We start from the raw sequence: 2750 nt of genomic DNA, 5'->3' as shown, positions 1-2750 counted from the left end.
GCCCTCTTCGCCGTCTACTCCTCCGCCGCCGGCACCCTCGGCAGCCCAGGACAGGCCAACTACGCCGCCGCCAACGCCTACCTCGACGCCCTCGCGATCGGGCTGCACCGCGCCGGGCGCCCGGCGTCGTCGCTCGCGTGGGGGCTGTGGGCCGCGGCGAGCGGGATGACCCAGCAGCTCAGCGACACCGACCACGCCCGGATGAGCCGCTCCGGGACGACGCCGCTGTCGACGGAGAAGGCCCTGCTCCTCCTCGACGCCGCCCTCCGGCACACCGACCCCGCGCTCGTCGCGCTGGACCTCGACCCGCGCGCCCTCGGCCGCCGCCCGGCCGCCGAGACACCCGCCCTGCTGCGGGGGCTCGCGGCGGCCGGAGCACCGGTGCGGAGGGCCGCGGCCACTGCCGAGTCCGCGGGCTGGGCGGACCGGATCAGCCGGCTCCCGGCCGACGATCGGCTGCGCGAGCTGGTGGCGCTGGTCCGCACCCACGCCGCGACGGTGCTCGGGCACAGCGACCCGGCGGCGGTCCGTACCGACAGCTCCTTCAAGGAGCTGGGCTTCGACTCGCTCACGGCGGTCGAGCTGCGCAACCGGCTCACGTCCGCGACCGGGCTGCGGCTGCCGGCCGCGCTCGTCTTCGACTACCCGGACGCGGAGAGCACCGCCCGCTTCCTCGACGGCAAGCTCGCCCCGGACGGGCAGGCGGCGGCCGCCGCCGACCCGCTGGCGCCCGTGCTCGGCGACCTGGCCCGGCTGGAGGCGACGCTCGGCGGCCGGGAGGTCGACGGGAGGGCCCGCGAGACGATCGCCGGCCGGCTGCACGCCCTGCTCTCCCGGCTGGAGGGCGGTTCGTCCGGTGCGCCGGACATCGACGGGGAGGCCCTGGGCTCCGCGTCGGACGACGAGATGTTCGCGCTCATCGACCAGCAACTGGGCTCGTCCTGAGGGGATGCGGAACCGATGCCGACGACCACCGAAGACAAGCTGCGCCAGTACCTCAAGCGCGTCACCCTCGACCTCGGCCAGGTCAGGCAGCGGCTGCGGGAGACCGAGGAGAGGTCGCGCGAACCGATCGCGATCGTGGCCATGGCCTGCCGCTACCCCGGCGGGATCGACTCCCCCGAGGCGCTGTGGGACCTGGTCGCCTCGCGCGGTGACGCGATCGGCCCCTTCCCCACCGACCGCGGCTGGGACCTCGACGGGCTCTACCACCCGGACCCCGACCACTCCGGCACCAGTTACGCCCGTGAGGGCGGCTTCCTGGCGGGCGCCGGGCAGTTCGACGCGGAGTTCTTCGGCATCAGCCCGCGCGAGGCCACGGCGATGGACCCGCAGCAGCGCGTCCTGCTGGAGACCGCCTGGGAGCTCCTGGAGCGCGCGCACATCGACCCCACGAGCCTGAAGGGCACCGCGACCGGCGTCTACACCGGGGCCGGCGTGCCCGGTTTCGGCACACCGCCGGTCGACAAGGACGCCGAGGGCTTCCTCCTGACCGGCAACGCCCTCAGCGTCGTCTCCGGCCGGATCTCCTTCACGCTGGGCCTGGAGGGACCGGCCGTCACGCTGGACACCGCGTGCTCGTCGTCGCTGGTCGCGATCCACCTGGCCGCGCAGGCGCTGCGCACCGGGGAGTGCGATCTCGCGCTCGCCGGCGGCGTGACGGTGATGGCCACGCCCAACGTCATCGTCGAGTTCTCCCGGCAGCGCGGCCTCGCCCCCGACGCCCGCTGCAAGGCCTTCGCCGCCGCCGCGGACGGCACCGGCTTCTCCGAAGGCGCCGGACTCGTCCTGCTGGAACGGCTCTCGGACGCCCACCGCAACGGCCACCGGGTACTGGCCGTCGTCCGCGGCTCCGCCGTCAACCAGGACGGCGCCAGCAACGGCCTGAGCGCGCCCAACGGCCCCTCCCAGCAGCGCGTCATCCGGCAGGCGCTCGCCAACGCCGGGCTCGCGGCCTCCGAGGTCGACGCCGTCGAGGCGCACGGCACGGGCACCAGGCTCGGCGACCCGATCGAGGCGGAAGCGCTGCTGGCGACGTACGGCCAGGACCGCCCGGCCGGCCGGCCGCTGTGGCTCGGCTCGGTCAAGTCCAACATCGGCCACGCGCAGGGCGCCGCCGGGGTCGCGGGTGTCATCAAGATGGTCATGGCGATGCGCCACGGCTCACTGCCCGCGACCCTGCACGTCGACGAACCCACCCCGCACGTCGACTGGACGTCGGGAGCCGTGCGGCTGCTCACCGAGCCCGTCGACTGGCCCGCGGACGCCGCCGCCACCCGCCGGGCGGGCGTGTCGGCCTTCGGCATCTCCGGCACGAACGCGCACGTCATCCTTCAGGAGGCGCCCGAGGCGCCGGCCGCGCAGGCGCCCGAACCCGCCGCCGCGGACACGGACGCGGCGCCGCTGCCGTGGGTGCTGTCGGCCCGCAGCGAGGAGGCCCTGGCCGCACAGGCCCGGCGGCTGGCGGCGATGGTGGCCGGGCGGCCGGAGGTCCCCGTCGCGCAGGTGGGCCGGTCGCTGCTGACCACCCGGGCGTCCTTCCCCCGCCGCGCGGCCGTCGTCGGGCAGAGCCGGGCCGAACTGCTGGAAGGGCTCGACGCCCTGGCGGAGGGTGCGGAGCACCCCGGCGTGGTGCGGGGGACGGCGCTGGACCCGGGTGCCGGTCCGGTGTTCGTCTTTCCCGGCCAGGGATCGCAGTGGCCGGGCATGGGCGTGGACCTCCTGGACGGCTCACCGGTCTTCGCCGCCCG

The 2750-nt window shown here is 75.8% G+C and carries 2 protein-coding genes; both read left to right on the top strand.

The features are described 5' to 3' along the window. Nucleotides 1-945, top strand: a 945-nt coding sequence (locus tag ACH4SE_RS36410; RefSeq protein WP_398547878.1) for a KR domain-containing protein, incomplete at its 5' end; no start/stop codon positions are given. Nucleotides 946-960: 15 nt separating this feature from the next. Then, the coding region (locus tag ACH4SE_RS36405; protein ID WP_398547877.1) for a type I polyketide synthase at nt 961-2750 on the top strand (1790 nt) is incomplete at its 3' end.

It is taken from the genome of Streptomyces sp. NPDC020983 (genome assembly GCF_044333485.1).
Taxonomy (GTDB): Bacteria; Actinomycetota; Actinomycetes; order Streptomycetales; family Streptomycetaceae; genus Actinacidiphila.
This window is presented reverse-complemented; position numbering and strand designations above follow the sequence as displayed.